At 66.5% G+C, this 23,064-nt stretch carries 19 protein-coding genes; 5 read left to right on the top strand and 14 right to left on the bottom strand.

The window, feature by feature from the left end; all coding sequences use genetic code 11:
* Window positions 1-77: 77 nt before the first annotated feature.
* The 6 genes from QA802_RS04085 to fxlM form a co-directional block, all read right to left on the bottom strand.
* Window positions 78-2,168: a site-specific integrase gene (locus QA802_RS04085; RefSeq protein ID WP_334518199.1), complete on the bottom strand. Its 2,091-nt coding sequence runs from the start codon at window positions 2,166-2,168 to the stop codon at window positions 78-80.
* A gap of 205 nt (window positions 2,169-2,373) precedes the next feature.
* A complete protein-coding gene (locus QA802_RS04080) occupies window positions 2,374-2,709 on the bottom strand; it encodes a helix-turn-helix domain-containing protein (RefSeq protein ID WP_334518197.1) in 336 nt (111 codons plus the stop codon).
* Window positions 2,706-3,893: a tyrosine-type recombinase/integrase gene (locus tag QA802_RS04075; protein WP_334518195.1), complete on the bottom strand. Its 1,188-nt coding sequence runs from the start codon at window positions 3,891-3,893 to the stop codon at window positions 2,706-2,708. The genes QA802_RS04080 and QA802_RS04075 overlap by 4 nt, the downstream gene beginning before the upstream one ends.
* Before the next feature lie 116 nt (window positions 3,894-4,009).
* Complete coding sequence (locus tag QA802_RS04070; protein WP_334518193.1) at window positions 4,010-4,870, bottom strand: class I SAM-dependent methyltransferase; 861 nt, start codon at window positions 4,868-4,870, stop codon at window positions 4,010-4,012.
* Window positions 4,871-4,896: 26 nt separating this feature from the next.
* On the bottom strand, window positions 4,897-5,766 hold the full coding sequence (locus QA802_RS04065; protein ID WP_334518191.1) for an NUDIX domain-containing protein: 870 nt from the start codon (window positions 5,764-5,766) through the stop codon (window positions 4,897-4,899).
* Window positions 5,767-5,772: 6 nt separating this feature from the next.
* Entirely contained in the window at window positions 5,773-7,923 is a 2,151-nt protein-coding gene (gene fxlM / locus QA802_RS04060; protein ID WP_334518189.1) for a methyltransferase, FxLD system, read from the bottom strand.
* Between the two features lie 133 nt (window positions 7,924-8,056).
* On the opposite strand from fxlM, the gene QA802_RS04055 reads away from it, so the two are divergent.
* Genes QA802_RS04055 through QA802_RS04040 form a run of 4 tightly spaced genes read left to right on the top strand, consistent with a single transcriptional unit; the run spans window position 8,057 to window position 13,977 of the window.
* Window positions 8,057-9,532, top strand: coding sequence for a site-specific integrase (locus QA802_RS04055; protein WP_334518187.1), 1,476 nt, complete (start codon window positions 8,057-8,059; stop codon window positions 9,530-9,532).
* Window positions 9,532-11,301, top strand: coding sequence for a hypothetical protein (locus QA802_RS04050; protein WP_334518185.1), 1,770 nt, complete (start codon window positions 9,532-9,534; stop codon window positions 11,299-11,301). Before QA802_RS04055 ends, QA802_RS04050 begins: the two co-directional genes overlap by 1 nt.
* Window positions 11,301-13,478 carry a site-specific integrase gene (locus tag QA802_RS04045; protein ID WP_334518183.1) on the top strand — a complete coding sequence of 726 codons (2,178 nt, stop codon included), beginning with the start codon at window positions 11,301-11,303 and terminating at the stop codon, window positions 13,476-13,478. The genes QA802_RS04050 and QA802_RS04045 overlap by 1 nt, the downstream gene beginning before the upstream one ends.
* Before the next feature lies 1 nt (window position 13,479).
* Entirely contained in the window at window positions 13,480-13,977 is a 498-nt protein-coding gene (locus QA802_RS04040; protein ID WP_334518181.1) for a hypothetical protein, read from the top strand.
* A 287-nt stretch (window positions 13,978-14,264) separates the two neighbouring features.
* Here the strand turns inward: QA802_RS04040 and QA802_RS04035 are convergent, their stop codons facing one another.
* Window positions 14,265-14,951, bottom strand: a complete 687-nt coding sequence (locus tag QA802_RS04035) for a pentapeptide repeat-containing protein (RefSeq protein ID WP_334518179.1) — start codon at window positions 14,949-14,951, stop codon at window positions 14,265-14,267.
* Window positions 14,952-14,968: 17 nt separating this feature from the next.
* Window positions 14,969-15,787: a hypothetical protein gene (locus QA802_RS04030; RefSeq protein WP_334518177.1), complete on the bottom strand. Its 819-nt coding sequence runs from the start codon at window positions 15,785-15,787 to the stop codon at window positions 14,969-14,971.
* Between the two features lie 219 nt (window positions 15,788-16,006).
* Here QA802_RS04030 and QA802_RS04025 point away from each other — a divergent pair, with 219 nt between their 5' ends.
* Window positions 16,007-16,402: a nucleotidyltransferase domain-containing protein gene (locus QA802_RS04025; protein WP_334518175.1), complete on the top strand. Its 396-nt coding sequence runs from the start codon at window positions 16,007-16,009 to the stop codon at window positions 16,400-16,402.
* Window positions 16,403-16,435: 33 nt separating this feature from the next.
* Here the strand turns inward: QA802_RS04025 and QA802_RS04020 are convergent, their stop codons facing one another.
* From QA802_RS04020 to QA802_RS03995, 6 genes are read right to left on the bottom strand one after another with little or no spacing between them, the layout of a single operon-like run.
* On the bottom strand, window positions 16,436-17,257 hold the full coding sequence (locus QA802_RS04020) for an ABC transporter permease (protein WP_334518173.1): 822 nt from the start codon (window positions 17,255-17,257) through the stop codon (window positions 16,436-16,438).
* A gap of 1 nt (window position 17,258) precedes the next feature.
* The gene (locus QA802_RS04015; protein WP_443042070.1) at window positions 17,259-18,098 is read right to left on the bottom strand and encodes an ABC transporter permease; all 840 of its coding nucleotides are present in this window, start codon (window positions 18,096-18,098) and stop codon (window positions 17,259-17,261) included.
* The gene (locus QA802_RS04010) at window positions 18,095-19,156 is read right to left on the bottom strand and encodes an ABC transporter ATP-binding protein (protein WP_334518169.1); all 1,062 of its coding nucleotides are present in this window, start codon (window positions 19,154-19,156) and stop codon (window positions 18,095-18,097) included. The genes QA802_RS04015 and QA802_RS04010 overlap by 4 nt, the downstream gene beginning before the upstream one ends.
* A 37-nt stretch (window positions 19,157-19,193) precedes the next feature.
* The gene (locus QA802_RS04005; protein ID WP_334518167.1) at window positions 19,194-20,975 is read right to left on the bottom strand and encodes an aminotransferase class I/II-fold pyridoxal phosphate-dependent enzyme; all 1,782 of its coding nucleotides are present in this window, start codon (window positions 20,973-20,975) and stop codon (window positions 19,194-19,196) included.
* The gene (locus QA802_RS04000; protein ID WP_334518165.1) at window positions 20,972-22,099 is read right to left on the bottom strand and encodes a Gfo/Idh/MocA family protein; all 1,128 of its coding nucleotides are present in this window, start codon (window positions 22,097-22,099) and stop codon (window positions 20,972-20,974) included. Before QA802_RS04000 ends, QA802_RS04005 begins: the two co-directional genes overlap by 4 nt.
* Window positions 22,096-23,064: an Ldh family oxidoreductase gene (locus QA802_RS03995; RefSeq protein ID WP_334518163.1), complete on the bottom strand. Its 969-nt coding sequence runs from the start codon at window positions 23,062-23,064 to the stop codon at window positions 22,096-22,098. Before QA802_RS03995 ends, QA802_RS04000 begins: the two co-directional genes overlap by 4 nt.

Raw genomic sequence — 23,064 nt, 5'->3', positions numbered from 1 at the left:
CGGGGGAGACCGACCGTGCTATCCAGCCGGGCGTTGTGGTGGTCCCGCAGGGCGGTTTGATCTGGCCCCACTGGGGCTCAGTGAGGAACAGGGCCGGCGCGGTGGGGGTGGGCAGCGTGGATGTACTTCATGGCGGTGGTGATGGAGATTCCGAAGACACGGACGAGATGGACGGGATCTTCGGTCTCGCGGGCCTCATCAAGGATTCTGTCGGCGCGAACTGCGCGCAGAGTCAGACCGGCGGGATCGAAGCGCCTGTAGACGTAGTCCGCGGAGACAGGATCGGTCGCGTTGGCGGTCTGTTGAGTGACCAGAAGGTGCGCGTTGACGGTGCGTGGCCAGCGCTGATGGCGGTAGCGGAGCCAAGCGTGCAGTAGGTCAGCTGTGGTGTTGTCGAGGTGGACGACGTGACGGCCGTGGGGGCGGCGGATCAGAAGTTGCCGGCGGGTGAGCAGCACGTCGGAGAGGACGAGGTTGCGCAGGTCGGTGCCGCTGGTTGCGTGGAGGGCGACCAAGGCGAGAACCAGACGGGTAGCCGGGTTGGAGCTGGTCTCCAAGAGCCCGGCCAGCCGGTCAGGGGCCAGAGTTGTGGGCAACAGTTCCTGACGGGTTATGCGAACGCCGCGGGTGGGGTCGGCGAAGACGAGCTTGGTGTGTTTCAGGGCTCGAAAGAGCGACCGGATCGCCACAGCGCGCTCGTGGGCGCGTGGGCCTTTGACCGCGGTGACAGCGGCTGTGACGTCAGCCTCCGTCACCTGGCGCAAGGTGGTGTAGCGGGTGGTCCAGTCAGCGAGTGGCGCGGCCAGGTAGATGAGGTAGCGGCGCATAGTGGCGTAGTCGGTGACGCGGTGGTGGGGCCTGCTGGTGCCACGCAAGACCCCGACCCACGTGCCGAGTTCGTCGCTGATTCGTGGAGGGAAGGCGGCGATGGTGCGCTGGACGAAAGCCTCGTGGCGGTTGCGCCGCGGCGGCGAGGTGACGAGCTGTTCGCGTTGGTCCAGGAAGGCGAGAAGCCCGCGAATGCGCCCCGTGCCACCGAACACGCGGTGCATTGCCCGGAGCTCATCCTCGCGGAAGACGGTGTCGGCGCCCAACCAGGTGGCGGCCACTCGTAGGACCCGAGCCATCGGCTCGTGGACTTTCTGGTGCCAGTGGTTCTCGGAGGTGTATTGGGCGAAGTCCGCCAGCAGGGCCTTCACCGGCGGTAGCGGGGCCGGCAGCAGGGCTCCGGCCAGCGGGCGCCAGTCCCGCTCGATCTCGAAGATCGTCGCCTGACCTACAAGTACGGCTGGCGGACTGAGCTCTGGGCGATTCGCGCGGAGCTCGCGACGGGCCGCGCTGCCGTTCGCCAAGGACGGTCCGGCGAATCGTAGTTGTCGCCAGGTAGAGGCGTCGGTGTCAGGACCCAGTCGAAGGCGCTGTCGAGTGCAGTCGCGGCATCGACCGTTCCGAAGAGGAAGCGGCCCGGCGCCACACCGACCACAGCATCCTCGCTGGTCAGCGTAGACACGACGCCAGCCTCTACAGGCGTCGCACACTTGGTTTCGGCCCCACGAAAGGCAGTGATCACAACTTCGTGGTTGAGATTGGGGGCGGGCCCGTTGGGCGTGCGGCAGCAGGACGACCTCGCGGTCCAGGTCAGGGGCGAGCCAGCCAGCCTTGTTCAGGACCCGGGTGACTCCGACGGGCCGGTGAGGCAGGGCGTCAAGGATCGCGGCGTCGACCACGTCCTGGCCGGCCGCGTCGCGCGCCGCCAGCGCAAGGGCCAACATGTTCATGGCACTGACGCGCCAGGCACGCCCGAGGCAGTGCTCGGACTGCACCTGACCGACCAGCGGTTTGAGTTGGATCAGATCGTCTTGGAATCGGCTGCGAATCGCGACGGCATGGCGCTCCAGCAGCCGGTACGGCGCAGGGAACAGGGCCACCTGTCCCCGCACTGCCGGCGGACAGATCCGCTCGTCGTCCACGACGAGGGCGGGGCGCTGAGCGCGTGCCCAGCCAGGTGCGTGGTAGCGGCCGTCAGTCTGCAGGCGGTAGATACCGGTGGGCAGGGCAGGTCGACGGACGGAAGCGGGCAGACAGAACGCGAGCTGGGTCCATGCCGGCTGCTCTGCGGCCTGTGCGGGGTCGAAGTACCAGGCCGCGTCGTACTCGGTGACAGCCACGACACACGCCCGGCAGAAACCTTCATCATTGATGCGCCACAGCCGCTTGCACCGTCTGCACTCGCCCTCCGGGCGGTTCCGTTTGGAGCGCCACTGGTGGCAGGGGGAGCAGAACGGTGACTGGACCCGCAGCCCCCAGCCGAGGCAGCCGGCGCACTGCCCCAGCGAGGGCAGACGTTTGGGGCGCTTTCGTCTTGGGGCCACCTCAGTTCGGTGGGAGCGACCGGGGCCGCCCCGCCCCGGTGGACCGGCGCGGAACCGGCCTGGGCGACTCGCCCGCAGCCGTCGCGAGCCCCTCGTCCTGGGCCAGCGGCGTCTTCCCGGCTACAGGTTCGGCGACGAGCAGGTCCGCGACCGTGCACTGAAGAGCAGCACAGATCAGGTCCAGGTCGTCCAACCGCACCGTTACCGGTGTGCCCGACCAGAGCGCGGAGACCTTCGACATCGACGGAGTGAAGCCGACTTCTTTGAACACGGGCATCAGGTCACTGGGCCGCCAGATGCCTCGGCTGGCCGCCGCCCACCGCAGGTTCCACTTCACGACAGACCCCCCGTGTCCACGCGTAGTCGCTGTGCGGCCCGAGCCGACGAACGTCGGCTGGCCATCTCTGGATCGCCCTGAGCGGACAAAATGTACCGAACCGTGGTCGTCGTCCAGTCATGGCCGAGCAACTTCTGCACCTCCCACAGGGACATCCCCGCCTCGTAACGGTGTGTGGCACAAGCATGCCGAAGCAGATGAGGAAAGATCCGCTCGACCGGACCTGCCAGGTGGGCCTCCGAGGCTCTCGCCAGGGCTTTCCGTAGCGTCGACGTTGTCACCGCCGGGCCGACAGGGTTCGGCATGCCGCCAAGATCCCGCGCCAAGCGCTCCGAGGGCCAGACCGGCGACTCAGGGTGCTCCGGGTCGTCTGAGAACAACCCGCGGACTTCCTCCACGTACCACCACAGCAACTCACGTCCCTCGGCGAACAGAAACGCCTCTCGCTGTCGCGGCCCCGACCCTCGGGCGCCCTTGCCCTGAACGAGAAACCTCCCGAAGTCGCCGGACTCCCAGTGCAGGTCCTTCATGCGCATCTGACACAGCTCCGAAGCCCGCACCCCGGAGATGTAGATCAACTTCGCCATCACATAGTCCCTACACGCCACCGCCTCCTTGCGGGCGTGCGCCAGCTCCCGCCGCCAACCGGCGAAGAACTCGTTGACCGCCCGGGCCGACGGTGGCACCCGAAGGCCGAAGTCACCGCGGTGTGCGTGTCGGTTGAATGGATCGATCGGCGACTCGACCGCTGCCCCGAAACGCTGGAAGATCTCGTGCGCGTAGCGTTGCTCCAGGAATGCGAAGAAGTGGTCGATCCGGTTCAGCTTCGATCGCACGGTCGGTGCCTGGCGTTTGCCGACTCCGGCGAAGTACCCGTCGACGTGCCGGGGCGTCAGCCGCCATGGCACGACACCGTAGTGGTCGCACACCTCGATCACTGGCTTCGTCAGCCCGTCCAGGGTGGAGGACGCCAGGCCCGCCACATCTCGCGCCCACTGGTACTCGACCAGAGCGTCCATGAAGAACAACTGCTCGTCTTCCTCGTTCGCCCCGCCTGCGTACCGGCGCTGCAGCAACAGCACGTCGCTCAGCCCCGGCTCGCCTCCCAGCAACCCCGCCTCTGCGGGCGATGGTTCGCTGGGAGGCGGTACGAGGGAGAGCACGCGAGTCCCGGGATCTGCCATGGACGTTGAAATTACAGCAGAGAGTCCTGAAATTCAGGAGAACGGCCCAACATCCTGAGAGGCTGATGCAGGAGCCCATCGAGCCTCCTGCCAGCTGAAATGGAACGACGCGTCGATCAGCCCCTCAGGGAACCCGCCCGTACTCCAGTTAGCTCAAGGGTGCCGCGTTGGTGGCGGCCCAGGAGCAGACCGCGGTCGCTGAGGACAATGGCGCCCACGCCGATCGCCGCGTGCGGGGCGGGCGGGCGATGCGTGCGGGGGCGGCTGGTGATCTGCGTGGGGAGGAGGGTTCTGCGCCGGGCTTGGATGAGCTGGCAGATCACGGGGTTGTCCGGCTCGGGCGCACGGAGCTGAGTGATGGCCTCCACCGTGAATCCGTAGTCCGTCAGGAGGTCTTCCCACACCTGTGCGGTCAGTACCCAGGTCTGCAGCGGTAGCGGCTCCATTCCCTTGAGGCCGACCGTCTCCTCGCGCGGGGCCACGGTGGCGGAGGGACCGTGGCCGTGCCAGTTGGTGTGCAGCGTGGAGAAGACGAGTGGGGCGCCGGGGAGCAATCCGTCGCGCAGAGCGGGCAGTGCGATGTGCGGGTCGATTCCGGCGAGCGTGCAGATGCCGTACGCCGCGTCGTACGGCTGCGCCTGCTGAAGGTGCTCGATCACGTCCGCGTTCAGGAAACGGACGCCGGGTACGTCGCCGAAGTGTCCGGTGGCGCGTTGATGTTGGGTGGGCGAGAGTTCGACCGCATCGACGACTGCGCCGTGGGCCTGGGCGAGGTGGACGGCGTAGTGGCCGGCTCCGGATCCGATGTCCAGGACTCGCTTTCCGGCCAGTGGGCCGAGCACGTCGTCTCCGGGGCCGACACCGTCCCAGAAGCCCCAGCGCAGCTGTTCGGGTAGGGGCGGCATGTAGGACCGGTCGAGCTGAAACTGGCCGTAGGCAGTCCAGGTCTCGGGGTTGGGGGACGCCTCGACGGACATGGAAACTCCAAAGGGGAGGGGTGGGGTCAGGCGGGACCGGTGACGAGGTACTGCGGGCCGCTACCGGCGCGAGCCCGTTCGACGGCCTCCAGGCGGGCGAACGCCTCCTTGCCCATCAGGCGTCGCCACTCGTCGAGGCCGTGGATCGCCCAGGGGTCGTGCTCGGCCGGATCGAGGCGAATCTGCCGCAGCTGTTCAGCGGTGAGGGTGCCGCCGTCGAAGATGAAGCCGATCTTGCCCATGGGCCAGCGGGGCCCGGGGTGGAGGTAGTGCGTCAGCAGCAGACGGAGCTGGCCCTGGCCGAGGTGGAGCCCGGTTTCCTCGGCCGTCTCGCGGCGCGCGGTCTCCAGGGGATCCTCGCCGGCATCCGTGTTCCCGCCGGGAAACTGCCAGGGTCGACCGCCGTACACCGAACGCAACTGGACGGGCCGATCGTGGTCGTCGCGTACGTAGAAGCAGCCGTACACCGTGTGGTGCGGAACGGTCTGGACGTACGCCTCGGCAGACAGGGACATGGGCTGCCCCGCGAGTGCCGGCCGGTGGTCGAACTCGATCGCGAGCGGCCCCAGCGCCTCCCTCTCCGGCGGGTAGATACGGCGCAGGTTGACGAGCTGCTCCGCGCGAGTGCTGTCAGGGTCGATGCGGGCGACGTCCTCGGCGGCGAGCAGCTCGGCGAACGAGGCGTACGGCGTGATCCGGGAGGCCCTCACGTCGAGTTCGCGCCCCGACTCTTCGCCGTGGAACACAAGCACGTCGCCGACCGCGACGCCTGTTATCCGGGGCGTGCGCACCCGGACTTCGATGGTCTTGCGGCCGGATTCCACCTGGGCGTAGTAACGCTCGTACAGGCCCAGCCGGTGCTGCGGCTCGACCGGGTCGGGTACCGGATCACTCATGGGCGCTCACCTTCTCCGGTTCAGGGCCGGGGTGTCGGCGGCGTCGGAGCGCCACGTCCACACGAGCCGGCTGTGGGTCTTGCCCAGCACGTGGCCTGCGGGCAGCTCGGCGTCCGGGGTTCCGGCAGGATGCACTTCCAACTCGGGGTATCCGTGCGCTCGTTCTCGGATGTCCCAGCGGCGTACGGCGGCCGCGAGCTGTTCGGCAAGAGCGGGCCCGGATGGACCGAAGCCGTGGGCCAGGAACTCCGAGCGGCGCTGATCGGGTGTGGGGCCGTCCTGGACGAGGATGTGGGTCAGGTAGGCGAGGGAGCCGTCGGCTGTGATCGCGGCTGCGTCCGAGCCCTTGGGCAGTGCGGTGATGCCGCTGTCCCTTTCACGGTTGCGGGCGAGGCGGCAGAAGCCGGGCAGCGTGGTGGCGAGGAAGAGCTGCAGAGTTTCGAACGACTCGTTGCCGGCCACGCTCACGCCCGTGGCCACTTCGTTGCGCGGGCCCGCCAGGGCATCGTCCAGACCGGTGGTCTCGGCGGGTACGCCGTCGGGAAACTGCAGTTGCGGTTCGCCCTCGGCGAGGTCGACGGTGGGGACCGTGCGGGCGGCGGGCCCGCGGTCGCGGACGAACCCGCAGAATTGGAAGTCCGTGGCACGTAGCACCGGGCCGTGCTTTTGGAAGGCGATGGCGCGGGTGTAGCCGTGGACTTCCAGCGGGAGCACGAGATAGCGGCCGTCGGCGAGCTGGTCGCGCCAAGCGGGGGCGATGTCCCAGCAGTTGTAGGTGATCACCGAGGCGTCGAAGCCGCCGCGGGGCATGTGCTCGGCTGCGCCGTCGCTGGCAGAGCCGAGCACTGCGGTGACGCGACCGCTGCCGGCCTCGGCGGTCAGCCGCCGCGTGCGGCGCACGACATACGGGGCGAGGTCGACGGTGATTACGCGCCCGGCCGGGCCGACAATGTGCGCAATCAGCTCGGCGTTGTAGCCGCCCGAGCCGCCCTCAAAAACTGTCATCCCCTCAGCCAGACGCAGGTGCTCGGCCATGTCGGCCTGGAGCCAGGCCGCGGACACGGAACTGGTCGCCTGGGCGAGGTCGTTGTGCTCGGTGACCACGGCCAAGTCGCTGTGGTAGGCGGTCCGCAGCGGGCTCTCGGGGGTGTAGCGGTGGCGCGGCACCGCACGCAACGCCTGCTGGACCGGCAGGGAGGGGGCCCAGCCACCGGCGATGACCCGGTCAGCCATGCGCTCGCGCCGCTCGACCGCCTCTGGCGATTCGCCGGGCACGGGCGGGCAGGTGTTGTCGATCGGATACATGTGCGCGGAGGGCACGTACGGCAGGACCCCCGGCCAGATGAGGTCCAGAGCCCGTGCGGAGGTGGCGGACAGGCGGTCCAGACGGCGCAGGGTGTGCAGCGGTCGCCAGTCCACGTGCCCGAACTCCTCCGGCTTCAGCGGCTGGACCTGCTCGCTGTGAGCCGAGATGCGGACCACGACGCTCGTCCGCGCCAGGCCCTCCGGGGCATCGAAGTGCACTCCGAGGACGTGCGCGTCGGCCGGTTCGGCCGTCACGCCGGTCTGCTCGGCCAGTGCGCGCACCGCCGTGTGCTCAAATCCTTCTCCTGGCTGGGCCAACGCGCCGGGCAGTTCCCATCCCTGTTGCGAGCGGCCCAGAAGGACGCGGCCCTGGGCGTCGGTGACCACGGCGTGCACCTCGGCCACCGAAGTCGGCTGCAGGGACGGTGTGTTCGTGATCTGCACGGCGGGCTTCTTCAGCCCGCGCAGGACCAGGACGGCCATGCCGTTCGCGTCGAAGCGTTGTGCCTGGTCCCACATGCTCATCAGGTGGGCGACCTCGTCCTCGTCGAGGGCGATGGCCCGTCGTTTGGCTGGGGTGGTCGCGACGAGCGGTGTGATGACGACGAGGGCAGCATTCTTGCGCAGCCGCCGGCCCAGAGTGCGGGTCAGGCGCGTGCGGTCGCGCAGGAACGCGTACACCATCCGCAGGACGATCAGGTCGTAGCCGTCCGCCTGCAGTTTCGAGAGGTTGGCACGCTCGATGTCCAGGTGCTGCCAGCGGACGGATCCGTAGGAGGGATCGTCGAGGTGCGCGTCGGTACTGGGGAAGGCGCCGTTGGCCCAGTCCACGGCATCGACGGCGTAGCCCATGGAGGCCAGGTGCAGGGCGAGTTCTCCGGTCTTGTTTCGACTTAAGTGCAGTGTCTCTTTGATGACCGAGCCTCCCGCTGGCCAGCAGCTGTGAGGGAGCCCAGAGGGTGTCTCTTTGGCTAGCATCCCCGGCATGGAACAGGCGTTCTACTCATCAGAGGGCTGGGAAAGTTGGGGCTTGGAGTTCAAGCCGGTCATTCCTGAGGGGATGGTGCTCGTCTTCGATGACGACCTTCGGTTTGAAGACGAGCACGGCTTGCGTACCTCAGCGATCGTGAACCGGTGGGCCTGCGAGCTTCCGACCAACGGATGCCCCGCAGCGAACTCCTGGACATCGTATGTCGGCGCCGTACGCCAGTGGTCGGAGTTCGGAGAAGAACACGGGGTCGGCCTCTTCGACAGTCGTGAGCGGCTCAAGGCCCTGCTGAGCGCCTACGCGGTCTACCGCTCGCAAGGCCCCATCAGCGGCAGGCAGAGGTTCAGGGTCACCACCTGGAACCAGCACATGACCATGCTCAGCATCTTCTACGCCTGGGCGATCGAGAACGGCTACACCACGTCCCTGCCGTTCACCTACCGGCAGGCCACGGCCGTCTTCTCCGGGCAGCGGCGGGAGGTCCGCCGGAACTCCGCGCGGCGCCGCCAGCCGAAGCCCCACGTGACCATCAAGTATCTGGAAGACGAGTTCGCCGACCTGTTCCACAAGGGCCTGGCCCGGCTGCAGCCCGATGGATCGGTGGAACGCGGCTACCGCGGCCGCGAGATGGCCCGCAACGCGGCGGTTGGCCGGTTCGTCTTCGCCTCTGGGCCGCGCAAGCAAGAATTCTCCTACCTTCTGGCCTGCGAGGTACCGAAGTTGCCCAGCCGCCGCAGCGAGGTGCCAGTGCTTATCCCGCTGCCAGAGGGCATCACCAAGGGCAGCAAGTTCCGAAACGCATGGATCAACTACGACGCGCTGGCTGAGCTGCACAACTACCTGGAGTTCGAGCGGGCCGCAGCAGTTCAGGGGTCGACCTGGATGCCGCCGCGGCGCTGGGGCGAACCGCTCGTTGTGACCGAGGCGACGGCCCTGGGCGGCAGGGTCAACGGCACCTGGACCACCTGGGAAACGCTGGGCCCGCCTGAACGCCGTCGGCTTGTCGCGCCCGGCGGTGGGTCGATGCTGCTCTCCGTGTGCGGCCCGGGGCGCCCGTTCACCGACTGGAACACCGTGTTCGAGCGCGCATCGGACCGGATCCGTGAACGCTACGAACCGCGATTCCCTCATGTCACACCCCACCGCGGGCGCCACACCTTCGCCATGCAGACCATGGCCAAGCTGGTACGCGGCTACTACGAGCGGGCCGCACGCCTGGTCAAGGACGGTGATGACGACGCCGGACTGGCGTTGTATCTCAAGACCACCGAGCCGCTGCTGGTCCTGCGCGACCTTCTCGGACACTCCAGTGTCCTGACCACGGAAGTCTATCTCAATCGCCTGGATACGACCCGAATCTTCGCCGAACTGCACCGGCGGGTCGGCGAGACCACCGGGCTCTTGCCAGCGTCGGCCGTCCGCGAGGCCGAAGCGGAGTTCGACGACGAAGACGACGACAGCGAGGACATCTGATGCCTGCCACCGTACTCGAGGACCCACTGGGCGTCGCCGCCGTCTTCAGCGACGGGACGAGCGTGTCAATGATGGTGAACGTCACGGCGGGCGGCAAGACCTACGCCACGCGGAACCCTGCCCTCGCTCAGGACATGCTGCTGGGGCTCGCCGATCTCGTACACCCGCACGGCGACATCGACGCGAAGCGCACACTCAACGACTACACCGCGGCGATCCGCGCACTGACCAACGATCTGGCCGACCAGGGCTTTACCGGCGGCGCAGCCGAGTTGACGCGTGCTCACCTGGCCCAACACTGGCTGCGAGGTGCCCACCGTGCCGCACTGGAGTCTCTCAGCCGACGGATGCTCGCCCGCGCCGACGATCTCAAAGGACTACTGAAAGCGGATGTTCGGGAAATGGTGGACGGCCGCCATTTCCAGGTCCAGCGCCAGTCCGAGAACACGCTCGCTCCGTACACCGAGAGCGAGTGGGCCCGGCTCGCCAAGGCATGCGAGATGGTCGTCACGGATTCGTACTCCGCCTTCCGCAGAGCAAGGAGAGCCGCTGAAGACGGACAGGATCCGCTCAAGGGCGGATGGAGCGAGGCCAACGTGTACTGGGCCTATGCGCAGTTTGGACCGGTGGAGGCGACGCCGTACGCCGACTGGTCGCCGGGCCACTTCTCCGGCCTGCCGGAGAGGCGGTTCCCGTACCGCAAGGTCGCCGTCTCGGCGCTGCTGTTCCCTGACGCCTCCACTGTGCTGGCCTACCGGCTGTTGTTGGGCATCTATACCGGCATCGTGCCCGACGGCTTGGACGACCTCGGGCTGGGTGATGTGGACTGGGCCGGCGAGTCGACCGTCCTGCTCTCCTACATCAAGGGCCGCACGGCGGAGGAGAGCCGGACTCTGACGAAGCGGGCCAGCCGGCTGCTCGAGCAGTGGCTGGACCACTCCTCTCTGACCCGGAAGTTCGCTCCGGCGCACATGCGCGACGCCTTGTGGGTGCGCTACGTACCCCGCGGCGTGCACCACTGGGTGACCACGGCGACCAGCAACGAGACGAGCCAGAAATGGATCCTTTCGCAAGGGCTCCTGGCCGACGGCGGCGGCCCGCTGCAACTGCACCTGCACCGGATCCGGACGACCTATGACTCGATGCGGGACCGCCGCGCATGGGCGGGCAGCCGACGCGCGACGCTGGATCCCAACCGCAGCCCGCAGGTCGAAGCCGACCACTACCTCGGCGCCGGCACACCCGAACAGCAGGCCCTGGTCGAGGAGATCATCGTCGAGGCGCAGAACGACATGCTGCGCAAGGCCGAGCCGCCGATGGTGCTTGCCACCGAGGACGCCGCAACCCTGGTGCGGGATTACCCCGAGCAGGTCGCCGCTCTCGGACTGGACGACACGGCGCTCGCCGAGCTGGTCCACGGGGAACGGGATGTCTTCAGCGCCGCCTGCGGCGACCACCTGTCGGGACTGCACGGGCCCAAGGGCAAGCCGTGTCCCGCCCGTCCTTGGGTCTGCCTGCTCTGCCCGCTGGCGCTGTTCACTCCCCGGCACCTGCCGAACCTGATGCGCCTGCGAGCGTTCTTCGCCCGCCAGTGGGACCAGAGGACTGCCGTGGAGTTCATGCGGAATTTCGGCCCGTACGACCAGCGGGTAGCCGAGATTCTCGCCCCCGACGTCCACTTCCCCTCCGCGACGCTACTGGAGGCCGCAGCTCAAGTGACTGATACCGACGATGAGTTGCCCCTGCGACCGGAAGAGACGACGCGATGATGAGCCGCATCACAACCACCGCCCTGGCCCAGGGGCGCCATCACGCCAGTCCGCTGGCGGACGTCGACATCTGCCAGGCCGTGGGTCTGGCGGTTCGTCCGGGCGGGATCCGGCCGCTGGTCGGCCAGTTGATCTGGGACTTCGCCGATCTGGAGGACTTGCCCGCCCACCTGCAGCCAGCCCAGGCCCGACTGGACTTCACCAGTATCCACAGCCCGAAGTGGCGGACCCTTGCCCAGGAGTACATGTTCGCGCGCATGGCCCCCGGGCACGAGGCGGTGCGGCACCTGCCCAGCGCGTTCCGCATCCCGCTCCACTTCGATACATGCAGGAACCGCCTTGCCGAGCTCATGCGGTGGTTCCACTGGCTCACCGAGCGCGGCGTCACTTCCCTGGAGGACGTGACACAGCAGCACTGCGGGGGTTTCTACGAGTCCCGTAGGCATACCCGGGGCAGGCACCGAGGGCCGTTGCGCCCGTCCGGACAGAGCACACGCATGGCCGCGGCCCAGGTCGTGCAGGAACCTGCCTTCTACAGCGACCTGTTCACCACGGACCGCTTCGCCGAAGGGTTCGTCCCATGGGCCGGCCGAAGCCCCTACGAGGTCGCGGGCTGCAAGCGGGCCGGAGAGAACATCGCCCAGCCGCTGCGTGACGAAGCACTGCGGCCCTGGCTGGCCGCCGCCCTGTACATCGTGCAGACACTCGGTCCCCACATGCTCAAACTGATCCATACCGTGCGGCAGTACGACGACGGGGCGCCATGGAAGAGCGAAGGCACCCAACTGGAGCGCCTGGAAGCGGCCATACGCACCCACCTCGACCAGGGCGTCCCCCTGGAGCCGGTCGGCGCCAAGGAGTACGCCGCGCGGACCGACGAGGGCTGGTCCGCCGAAGACCCCCTGCTCGCGGTGAACGTGCTTTCCATCGCCCGGGAAGCGGGGATAACGTCCTTCGCCTACCAGTACCTGCCCCCGCTGCGGCCCCTGCTGGAACAGACCCTGGCAGCGGTGGGACTGCGGCCGAGATGGGCGTGGAACGCCGCCCAGGTGGACCGCGCCGACGGCACTGGAACAGTCCCGTGGACCGAGGGCTTCGCCACGGCCGAAGAAGCGGGCCACATGGTGGAGCGGGTCCGCACCGCCTGCCAGGTCGTCGTCGCCCTGCTCACCGGCATACGCAACAGCGAGCTGGCGGCGATGCCGCTCGACGCGTGCGTGCCCCCGCAGGACCTCGGCGCCGGACGCCTGCGCTACCGCCTGCGGACCAAGCTGATCAAGGGCCAGGAGAAACTGGGCGGAGTGTGGGAAGAGTGGGTCACCGTGGCCCCCGCCTATGACGCAGTTGCCCTCGCCGTGCAACTGGTTGACCCCCGCCGGCCCACCAAGCATGTCTTCGGCCGCACCGCGATGGCCAACCGCTGCGCCAAGCTGCGCCGGTGGGTCAACGGCCCCGAGGGGCAGCGCCTGGGCCTGGAGCAGATTCCTGAGGATAAGATCAATATGCGCATCACCCGCCGCACCCTGGCCGTGGCACTCGCACACCGGCCCGGCGGCCTGCTGGCCGCCAAGATCCACCTCAAGCACGTCTCGATCGTCACGACCGAGGGCTACGCCGCCAGCCCTGGCGGCTCCCAGGCCAAGTTCATGGCGGAGGTCAGCGCGGAGGAGCAGGCCCGCAACAAGAACCTTACCCTGGCGGCGTTTCGCGACTACCAGAACGGGATCCGTCCTGCCGGGCCTGGTGCCCGCGATCTGGTTGACCACTTCAAATCCGTCGATGAGGAGATCCTCGCGATGCAGGCTTCGTCACCCGGTACCCGTCCCGGGGACGAGGAGGTGATCCAACTCCTGGCCCGCCGGGCGAAGACCCTGCACCTGGGAATCGCGAACTACTGCTGGTTCGCAGACCCCTCCAGAGCGCTGTGCCTGCTCCTGGCCGGCACACCGAAAGCGGACAAGCCGCTGGTCGGCATGTGCGACTCGGCCCGCTGCCCGCAGGCCACCCACCACAGCTCACACCGGCCGGTATGGGCCTCCAGCGCGGAGAACAAGAAGGTGTTCATCGGCAAGATCGGACGCGGGCAGAAGGACGAGAAAGCCCGCCTGCAGAAGGAACTCGACCGCGACCTGCGGGTGTTGGCCGAGATCGACGCCGCGACCGGAACGGCAGCATGACATGGGACGCATCAGTGAGGACACCCGAACCCGCAACGAGGAGGCGATCCGAGCGGCGATGGATCGTCTGCTGCGTGGCGACCTGCCACCCGGCGGCAAGTGCGACCTGCGGACGCTGGCGAGCGAGGCCGGGGTACCCCGCACCGCCTTCTACGCCAAGAAGAACCGCGACGGCTCCGCCCGGCCAGGGCCGTATCAGCACTTGGCCCAGGAGTTCGAACGACGCCTGACCGCCCTACGGGATGCCGGGACGATCCCTGATCCCCGGGCTTCGCAGATCGAGAGGCTCAAGGAGGCCAACACCGCTCTCAAGTCCCGCCTGGATCAACGGGATGCCGAGTTGGAGGCGCTCAAGGAATTCAAGCGACGTGCCCTCTCTCAGATTGCCGCCCAGCACCTGGAGATCGAGCGTCTACGGGAACAAGCCACAGCCGTCAGCAACGTCCGCCGACTTCCTGCAGCACGACCGGGTACGGCGCCGTACGGGTCGTGCAGCTGACGCTGAAGTGAAGGGCAGGGAAGCGGCAGACCGGACACGGGTGCGGCAGATGTCGCCCGCCGAGCCCACCGCCGTACGCACACGGGCCCAAGGCTTCCCGGCCTGGGCGGGCGGCCGCGATTGAGGTGAGGTTGGCGGAGCCGAGGTACTCGCAGGCGAGTTGAGTGTAGGAGCCAGTGCCAATCTCCAGCACTGGGCCCGTCGGCGAGCTCGGCCTCGGTCCGCACCTGCAGGACGAGCGAGGCTGGCGTGGAGAAGGAGCCGGGAGCCCTCCAGGCACAAGGTCGTTAGGACGGCGGATGCTGAATCCGTATGGTGTCACGCGAGGAGGCGTCCGTATTGATGACGAACTTGCCGGGAGACTCTTCCCGAGACATCCTCCGTATCGCATCATCTTCGCCGTCCGGCCATCGGGTTTCCGAGGTCCACCTCGCCTCTGCCAGCATCGTGCCCCGCATGCTGGCCCCTTGAAGGACGGCGCCGCTCAGGTCCGCCTCTCGCAGGTCGGCACCGTCCAGGTTCGCGCGCCGCAGATCGGCGTTCTCTAAGGTGGCGTCACCGAGAAATACGCCCGCCATATCGGCACCATTGAGGAAGGCTCCGCTCAGATTCGCCTCGCGCAGGTCCGCTCCGCGCAGGTATGCGCCACTCAGGTCTGCCTCCCGGAGCAGTGTCCAACCCAGAAAGGCGCCGCCCAGAAAAGACATGCTCAGATCTGCATTGCGCAGATCGGTGGCAGCAAGGAAGGCTCCGGATAGATTGGCGCTGCGCAGATTCGTACCGATGAGCGCCGCCTCGACCATACTCGCTCCGCGTAGCATGGATTCAGCGAAGCTCGCTCCGCTGAGATCCATACCGCTAAGATCAGCGCCCCTGAGTGACTCTCCAAGTTGCGCCGCTTGAATTGCACTGGACTGCGTCAACGTTCCGTCGCCGACTCTGTTGGATGCTTCACTATTGCTAGCAGACGCCATTCCCTTTACTCCTATCGTTAATTCGTCTCCGCAGGTTGACCTGATTCCGTTAAAGCGCGATGCGCAAGATTCCTCGCGTGGCGCCGCACCGGGTCGTCACCCGCGCGGCGGACCGGGTGAAGGAAAAAGGCATCAGAGACGGTTTGCGCAATCTCGAGATCGATCGGCGCCTGAAACGGTCGATAGCGGTTAAACGTGGCCATGCGAAGAGGATAGGGGCGGGAAGTGGCGCCTACACTGTCGGCAAGCGACGGAAGGATTAGTTCTTGCAGCGTCCACGACCGTCCAGGTTGTTGATTTCGTTCCACGAAAGACCTTATCCGCGCATAATTGCCGCTTGAGAGTAACGCTGAAACGTACCCGCGTCCGAAGATTTGCGAGGGGCTGAAGCAGCGATTCAGATGGTCGGTTCCAAGGATCGCGGAAAGCTCCGCGCGTTCACTGGACAGAGTTCGGTACGCAGGCCATAGGGATACGGGCGGGATATTACGCCGCAATCCTGGAGCAACATAATCGACCTCCTTCATTTGCTGTGCGATGAACTCCAGAAAGCCGGGCCGGATGAAAACCATGTCTGTTTCAAGATTGATGACCTGGTCGTAGTTCTGGCTGATCGACCATTCGAAGATGTCGAAAAAGCAGGGAGTTATCTTCATGTATTTCAGTGGTCGATCGCACGAAACGCGGCGAAGTCCGAAGGGGGTATCACGCCGAGTTCCTGAGTTGTACCATGCGATGTCGGCTTCCGGGCAGAACGCTCGCAGGCCGAGAACCAGATCCTCGAACGCGTCATCCACCGTATTGCTGATTATTACGAAACAGGTTGCCGCGCTCACCACGGTACCGTCCTTCCATGCGACATCGAAATTCTTCGCTGGCTGTCAGTCCGTCAAAATCGCTCCAGTACAGGTGCACGGCGTCGGCGCCGCCAGGCGAGGACAAGCCGTTAAGGTGTGTGTCCAACACCCCCATATCTAAGAGGAGTTGGCATGGTCCATCGCGAAGAACCGTCCGTCCGCCCGTCGGCAGGACTGTCATCCGACCGTGTAGCGGAAGTGCAGGGCATCATCGACCGTGTCACCCGCTGGGCCGCCGGGCACACCGACGTCGTCGGCCTGCTTCTGGTTGGCTCGTTCGCGCGCAGCGCCGCCCGGCCCGACTCTGACGTCGACCTTGTCATGCTCACCCGGGACATCGCCCAGTACGCCGACGACTCCTGGGCCGACCAGCTGGAGCTGGGTGACCTGGTGCGAATCCAGCGCTGGGGAGTGGTCACCGAGCGTCGCTTCGTCACTCCTTCCGGACTTGAGGTCGAGATCAACATCGGCTCGCATGACTGGGCGACGACCAATCCCGTGGATCCCGGTACGCGTCGGGTCGTCTCTGACGGCGCTGTGCCTCTACACGATCCGGAGGGCATGCTGGCCCACCTGGTGCGGGTCTGCGCGTAGTCCACCATGCCTACCTTCGAACAACTCGTCGCGTCAGTTTCCGAATCCTTTGTAGTGGTGGAGACTCGCCAACCAGAGTCGGCGAGACGCCGCGTATGCGAGCAGGCCGATCAGAGGGGCCGAAATCACCAGCAGAGCTGGCGCGCCTACGGAATCCCGGTTACCTGAGACGACGGCAATCGGGAAGTAGGCGATAAAGGCGACGGGGAGACCGAATGTCAACGCGTCACGGACAAGGTGCGGAAGGATATGCAGCGGATAGTTTCCGAATGTTCCGATGATCTCTTCTACCCACTGTGACCAATAGGCGGTGGCTGGAGCGTGCAACGCCGCACAGGAAATAGTCGTCACTATCGCGGCCTCCATAAACATTCCGCCGATCACTGCGCCGATCAGATAACTGCTGCTGAGCAGGCTCCAATCCACGTCGACACGTTCCACCGCCCAGGCGAAAAGCGCAGAGGCCACCAGTAAGTCACCGATCGCATTGACATTGAAGAATGCGAGCTGCACCTGCCGGTAGACCGGTATCGGCCGCAGCAGAAAGACGTCAATCTGGCCGCTCTGCACAAGTGACGTCAACCCGGCCACCCTACCGAAAATCAGGACGTAGAGTCCATGACTCAGCAGGCGTGTACCCGCGATCAGCAGAACTGCTCCGCTTGACCAGCCTCCCATTCCGGGAAACCTCACGAGGAGGACCGTGGCGAAGACCAGGACGGCGATCTGCCACATGGCGCCCACCGTGACACTGAGCAGAAATTCAGTTCGATAGTCCATCCTGGCCCTCAGATTGAGGGCAGTGAGACGGAGAATGATGCGTAGTGTCCGGATGGCGCCGACGGTCCTTGTCACATCATCCTCCCTGCACCGTTACGCGCTTGGAAGCTTGGCTCCATATTTTCCGTGAAATTCCAGCAAGCAGAAGACACCACACCAACTGGGTGGCGATCTCACGCAGGGCGGTGCCCACGGGGATGCGGCCCACATATATCGAAAGAGGCGTATTGAGAGTTCCCTGAAACGGAAGAAATGAGCTGACATCGATGAACCACCCCGGGAAGAACCACAAGGGGGCGAAAACGCCCGAAAGTAGGTTCTGGATGAAGCGAAGAATGAGGACTGCGGAATTATTCAGCATGGTCCAAAAGCAGATCAGGTCAGCCAGGAGGAACAGGTAGTAGACGGTGATCTGCCCGAACAGCAGACTGACGGCAAAAAGTGCTGCTACTGATCCGGAAACCGGGGGGGCGACGATTCCTGATACCAAGCAGGCGGTATATCCGATCAGTGTCCAGAGTGCGCCGTACAATTGATCTCCGACTGCTCGGATGCAGTAGTAGTGCCGTGCCGGCAGCGGCCGCAGATACCAATAAAGCACGGTGCCGTCGTACATGTGCTGAATGAGCGTGTCGCGCGCAGCGGACCGGTCCATGCCCCGTATTTGCAGGGACAGAGCCGCCAGCACCGCAAAGGTGACGGCCTGGTCGCGGTCAAGTCCGGCGCTCGACTCCGTCTCTGCGTAGAGCGCTCGCCACAGGCTGGTCGTCAGCAGGACCTGTATGGTCAGCCTGACCGCCGTACCCACCAGCCGACCGGACTGGAAAACTTCCCCCAGGGCCGTGACTCGTGCGACCTTCCACTGGACGGTCGAGGCGCGTTGCCGTGAAAGGTCCCCGTGACTCGCACGTGTCATCCGGCCACCACTTCCGTCCTGTTCTCGTCAGCATTCCCGCCGGACGATGGTGCGCGCAGATACGCCGCCCGCATGACGTCCTCAAGATCGCTCTTGGTAATGGCGACATCCGTTATCGCGTACTGCTCAATGACGCGCTTCAGCGCGTTTTGTGGATTGTCCTCGGGGCCTGCGCCGCCGACAGGTCCGGGCCCGTACACCGCTCGCGCGCCGTCCCAGCGAACGAGCGTGAGTCCCTCCACGGTCGGACGGTCTTGCGGCTCGGCGAAGGTGATGTGCACCTGCCATGTCTCGCCGTATCGATGGCGCAGCTCCTCCAAGGAGCCGTCGAAGGCGAGCCGGCCTTGATTGATGAGGACCACTCGCTCGGCGAGCCGGTCCACCTCCGTCATGTCGTGGGTGGTCAGCAGAACCGCGCGGCCCCGGCGTTCGACCTGGTGCCGCAGGAACTCGCGGACCTGCTCCTTCACGACGACGTCCATCCCGATGGTGGGCTCGTCCAGGAACACGATCATCGGGTCGTGCAGCAGCGCTGCGGCCAGGTCGCACCGGACACGTTGTCCCAGGGACAGATGACGCACTCGCGTGTCCCAGAACTCGGACAACTGTAGAAGGTCGTCGTATTCGGTGAGGCGCTTTCGATAGTCCGACTCGTCGACCTCGAAGATGTCCCGGAGGATCGCCAGTGACTCACGGGCAGGCAAGTCCCACCACAGCTGGGTACGTTGCCCGAAGACCGCTCCGATGCCTCTGGCGTTCTGTTCCCTGTGACGGTGCGGATCGATACCGCCTACCTGCACGGAACCAGCCGTCGGCGCCAGGATTCCGGTCAGCAGTTTGATGGTGGTGGACTTGCCCGCACCGTTCGGACCCAGCAGTGCCACGAGCTCGCCGTAGCGGACGGTCAAGGACATCCGGTCCACCGCGGTCTTGGCCCGGCGCCTGGGCATCACCAGTGTGCGCAGGCCACCGAGGAACCCTTGCTGTCGGTCGAGGGTGAAGAAGGTCTTGACGACGTCGCTGGCGACAACCGCTGTTTCGCCTTGCAGGTCGGTCATGACGCCCTCCGTGGTGAGTTGTGCTGACCGGGGTCGGTCATCGATCGATGTGTGAGGTTTGCTCAGTCAGTCGGCGCAGGAGCAGAAAGATCAGGAAACAGGCGTGCACCCAGGTCCGGGACGGCACGGAGAAGCTCAGGCGCAGCAGTTTCGTGTCCGTCGACAGGGACGCCACCGTCATGGCCTCCTCCGGAATGGTGCGGACCCCTGCGAAGTGGGTGAACAGAGCGAAGACATCGAATGCGCTGCGCAGATCCAGTGCCCTGCCGAGTTCCGACGTGATGAGAGAGGTGCAGTCCGCCATGACGAAGAAGCCGGCCTCCGGTGGCCGGGGCACCGACAGCCAGGCACTGAGTCCATCTGCCAGGAAGTCGTCGACCAGGCTACGGATGGGCACCCCGGCGGCGTGCGGGTATGAGCCGAATGGTCCGAACAGCTCCTCGGCGGTCTCGTCCGCGATGCGGCTCACGTGGGCGAACCCATCCTCGGAAAGTGTGGGGTCGTGGCGTCGGCCGCGCAGTACAGCCAGGGCAACGGTGCATTTGGCGGCATAGCTGTCCTGCGACGCGGACGAGTTCTCACGCAAATACCGTTCGACTTCCTTGTCCGCCAGCAGATCCCGAAGGGCGATCTGATGGAACGTCGGCATCCATCCGGCGGAGGTCTCGACCAGACGGCCGAGTTGGTAGCCGTCGTCGGTGTCGGTGACCAGCAGGCCGACCCGGCAGTTGGCGAGTCCGAACGGCTTCGAGAGCCCCAGGAGCTGATACGTCGGCACTCCGGTGCGGAAGAAGGAGCCCAGCTCCCCTAGTTGGATCCGCACCGAGTGATAGGCCAGGTCCTCAATCGGCGGTACTTGGGCGTAACGCAGCACCTCGGCCAAGGCGCTGACGTGTTCCTGGCCGTAGACGTCGCCGCCTTGGCTCGGGTTGATGTGCATCCATGCCACCACGCGCGGCACGGTCGGCAGCTTGCCGACGCGGGCGAGCGCAGGCCAGGGGAGCCCGACTTCGGCCAGGAGCGGACCGAGGAGATCCAAGACCTCCCCGTCGCACTGCTCCGGGAAGTCCGGCCAGGTACGAACGCGATCGAGCGCTCTGCCGACCTCCTCGACCCATAGGGGCGGGACGCAGAGACCCAGGTGAGGGGCGGCATCGGTAAGGAACGCCCGGAACCTGTGCCCGACCGTCGTGGCCCAGCCCTGGTGCAGTTCGTCGTTGACGGCCGAGATGGAGGACGCGACCAGACTGCCTGAGCACCGGTAGCCGTCGTCGGGCCGCACGAGCCGAGTCTGTCCTCCGGAGCGCTCGGCGTGCGGGAGGAAGAAGCCGTAGAAGGGATGCGCGCTGAGAACGACGTCGTTGGGGCGGCGCACAAGGTGCCGACACAGCAGGTCATAGAGGTGGACTGTGCCGGCGCCCGCCACGACGTCCACCGTCTGGTCGGCGCTCAGCAGCCCGGTGCGCCGCAGGAACTCTTGCACCGCGCTCCGGAGATCGTCGCGGGCGAAGCCCCCGTAGTAGCCGCGAAGGTTCTCAGGATCGCTGGCCAGTTTCACCATCGTGTTCATGAACACGTCCGGCGGATGGAAGGCCGGATTGCCGGTGTCGAGGTTGTCGTCCCCGGGGAGGAGCCGATCGTGCTCGCGGTCGGCTTCCCAAATGCCGGATGCGCTGAATACCGTGAACATCTGGTCGCAGAGGAACTGGAAGCGGTCGGCCTCCCCGCGAGGCTCGACGCTGAGTCGCCGGAATTCGGCAAGCATTGACTGGAAGTGGCTCACCTCGTCCGGCGAGGGAGGCGACGACAGGGCGGTCATCGGGGCGTCCTCGTCTCTCGCGGTTCGCCGTATCGTGTCGTGGGGCGTACGGTCCGGGCCCCTGATGTGATGAGTTCCAGCGTCAGCTCAAGGACGTGTGCCGACAGCGGAAGGCCGAGCCGGGGTGCACCGGGACCGTCCAGGCAGTCCGCCATCTCTGCCAGGCCGGCCGCGAAGTCGATGTAGTGGGTGTCGTCGTAGGGAGGTGGGGGCGTGTCGTAGCGCAGGCGCTCAGTGGGTCCGAGATAGCCGATCCGGCTGTGTTCCGTCACCGAGGCCGAACGCCGATACGCGACGGGTGAGTTCAGACGCATCACGTCCTCCACCTCAAGTACGCCCTCCTCGCCAAAGATCCGCATGGAGTAGTCACGGGGGGCCACTCCTCCGGCACTCAGCCGCGTCACGACGCCGCTGTCATGGGTGAGACTCCACAGGGCCAGGTTCGGGCCGAATCTCCAGTCGGTCGCCTCCTTCGGCCGGGGCGCGGGCTCCACGGTCGTCGTCATCCCCGTCATCTGCTTCACCCCGCCGAACAGTCGGACCAGCCAGGTGAGTTGGTAGCCAGCGTGCTCCAGAATGGGGCCAGCGGCGAACTCGTGGCGGGCCGGCCAGGGCTGACCGGAGGGACTGATCCAGTTCCGGTAGTCCATCCTGTGAACGGCACCGTCCTCAAGATTGGCATGCACGACGAGGGGTCGGCCGATGAGGCCACCGTGCAATGCCTCCCGTACGGCGCCATAGCAGGGGCCGAGCGAGGTGCTCGGCGCCGACGCCAGCAGAAGCCCGCGGGTTTCGGCGAGGTGCCGGAGCTCGTCCGTCTCGGCCTGCGCTAGCGCCAGCGGCTTCTCGCTGAAGACGTGCCGCCCCCTGAGCAGCGCCGCCTTGGTGACCTCGTGGTGGCTCTCGATCGTCGTCAGGTTCGCGACGATCGCGTCCTGATCGAGTGCCTCCGTCAGGCTGCCGAAGCGGGTTATCCCATGGAAGCCGCAGAACGTCGTCGCCCGTTCCTGGTCGATGTCGTAGGCACCGACCAGCTTGAGGTGCGGGTAACTGGTGAGGCAGGCGACATAGAAGTCCGCGGCGTAACCGCATCCGACGAGCACCACCGCCCTGTCGTTCGTCACCGGTTCCTCCCTTCCCGGATCCGATTGATCTCCTGCAGTACTACGACCGGGACAGCCACCTTGAACTGCTCCTCCTGATGTCCGGTACGGCCAGGGCGGTCACCGGGGACACGCACGCCGTCCGTACTTCTGACCCTGTCCAGGGCCACTCTCAGTTCCGTCGCGTAGGTCTCCGAAGCCGGGCGGATGACGAGCAGGAACGATCCGGCGAGGCGGCCGTCTGCGGTATGGCCTCCGGAGAGCGCCCCGAGAGCGGCGGCCATCAGCGCGAGGGCGTAGCCCTTGTGCCCGGCTGCGGGAACGATCGCGCCGCCTGCGTAGAAAGCGGCTGGCTCCCTCGAGAGTTCGCCGGAGCTGTCGATGACCGCGGGCGACTCCAGGGGGACGCCCAGCAGCCGACTGCGCCGGAGTTCCCCCATGGTGGTGGCCGCCGTGGAGAGGTCGACGACGAGCGGGGCGCCGGAGGTGGGTGCGGCGAAGGCGATGGGGTTGGAGCCCAGCAGGCGTTCCCGCCCGCCGAACGCCGCGACGAGTGCCTCATGGGGCTGTCCCAGGGAGCCCGTCACGAACAGCGCGGCCATTCCGCGCCTCGCCGCTCTGGCAACGTAGGCGCCCAGCCGACCGGTGCTGCCGATGTTCCGGATATACGCTGTGCACGCGCCGTCCCGCCGGGCCGCCTCCACCGCACAGTCCACGATCCCCGGGAGCGCCCAGTGGGAAACGGCCCTCCTGGCGTCCACCAGCATCTGTGCACCACGCGTCTCGATGACGGGATCGGCATTCGGGTCCAGGACGCCTGCCCGGATGTCCCGTACCAGGGAGGGCAGTTGCAGCACGCCGTGCGTGGCGTGACCGGTGGCCTCCGCCTCGACGAGATGCTGGGCGACCGCCTCGGCCACTTCCTCGCGCACACCGATCTCGCCCAGTACGTCGGCGCTCAGCCGACGCAGTTCCTCGACCGCCAT

The sequence above is a fragment of the Streptomyces sp. B21-105 genome (genome assembly GCF_036898465.1).
Lineage (GTDB): Bacteria > Actinomycetota > Actinomycetes > Streptomycetales > Streptomycetaceae > Streptomyces.
Note: the sequence above shows the minus strand (reverse complement) of the source record. Positions and strands in the feature narration are given on the sequence as shown.

Excerpts from the sequence above, each read along its gene's own strand:
- QA802_RS04065 (WP_334518191.1), bottom strand. The coding sequence starts at position 5,766 with ATGAGTGATCCGGTACCCGACCCGGTCGAGCCGCAGCACCGGCTGGGC.
- fxlM (WP_334518189.1), bottom strand. The coding sequence starts at position 7,923 with ATGGGCTACGCCGTCGATGCCGTGGACTGGGCCAACGGCGCCTTCCCC.
- QA802_RS04055 (WP_334518187.1), top strand. The coding sequence starts at position 8,057 with ATGGAACAGGCGTTCTACTCATCAGAGGGCTGGGAAAGTTGGGGCTTG.
- QA802_RS04050 (WP_334518185.1), top strand. The coding sequence starts at position 9,532 with ATGCCTGCCACCGTACTCGAGGACCCACTGGGCGTCGCCGCCGTCTTC.
- QA802_RS04010 (WP_334518169.1), bottom strand. The coding sequence starts at position 19,156 with ATGACCGACCTGCAAGGCGAAACAGCGGTTGTCGCCAGCGACGTCGTC.
- QA802_RS04015 (WP_443042070.1), bottom strand. The coding sequence starts at position 18,098 with ATGACACGTGCGAGTCACGGGGACCTTTCACGGCAACGCGCCTCGACC.
- QA802_RS04040 (WP_334518181.1), top strand. The coding sequence starts at position 13,480 with ATGGGACGCATCAGTGAGGACACCCGAACCCGCAACGAGGAGGCGATC.
- QA802_RS04075 (WP_334518195.1), bottom strand. The coding sequence starts at position 3,893 with ATGGCAGATCCCGGGACTCGCGTGCTCTCCCTCGTACCGCCTCCCAGC.
- QA802_RS03995 (WP_334518163.1), bottom strand. The coding sequence starts at position 23,064 with ATGGCGGTCGAGGAACTGCGTCGGCTGAGCGCCGACGTACTGGGCGAG.
- QA802_RS04035 (WP_334518179.1), bottom strand. The coding sequence starts at position 14,951 with ATGGCGTCTGCTAGCAATAGTGAAGCATCCAACAGAGTCGGCGACGGA.
- QA802_RS04045 (WP_334518183.1), top strand. The coding sequence starts at position 11,301 with ATGAGCCGCATCACAACCACCGCCCTGGCCCAGGGGCGCCATCACGCC.
- QA802_RS04070 (WP_334518193.1), bottom strand. The coding sequence starts at position 4,870 with ATGTCCGTCGAGGCGTCCCCCAACCCCGAGACCTGGACTGCCTACGGC.
- QA802_RS04005 (WP_334518167.1), bottom strand. The coding sequence starts at position 20,975 with ATGACCGCCCTGTCGTCGCCTCCCTCGCCGGACGAGGTGAGCCACTTC.